The organism is uncultured Polaribacter sp. (assembly GCF_947501385.1).
Classification (GTDB): domain Bacteria; phylum Bacteroidota; class Bacteroidia; order Flavobacteriales; family Flavobacteriaceae; genus Polaribacter.
Genome location: NZ_CANMVP010000083.1, coordinates 1 through 487, shown reverse-complemented (window position 1 = coordinate 487; position 487 = coordinate 1). Strand labels below are relative to the sequence as shown.

1 protein-coding gene is annotated in these 487 nt (G+C 41.1%); it reads right to left on the bottom strand.

The window, feature by feature from the left end:
• Positions 1–487 (bottom strand): transposase (locus tag Q0998_RS19280; RefSeq protein WP_299673094.1); only part of this gene is annotated, 487 nt, incomplete at both ends.

Below are 487 nucleotides of genomic sequence, written 5' to 3'. Positions count from 1 at the left end.
GAAATGTAACCTGCCTTTTCTCTTTATCAATCGCTAAGATACGGTGATTGCTAATCGCTATTTTATGTGTGTATCTGCCAAGATATTCAATTACATTTGCGGGTTTTCCAAAAGGGGGTTTTGCATAAACTACCCAACGCTTCTTGAATAAAGCATCGTAAAGTGTTTGTGGTAATTCAGGGAGCTGCTTGCGCAGTTTTGATACAAATACACCTCTATATTTCACGCTCATGGCTTTTACTGAAAACAGGAAGCTATCTTTGCCTTTGCCTTTTTTCCAAAATCCCGCTTTGGAAACGCCACCCTTGGGAACAATACAATGCAGGTGGGGGTGCAGACTCAAATTTTGTCCCCAAGTATGAAGTACGGCGATCATCCCTAGCTTTGCTCCTAAATGTTTTGGAGCATCTCCAAAACAACAAAGCGTTTCCCATACGCTGTCAAATAGTATTTTGTAGAGTACTTTTGGATAGCATATTGCCACTGG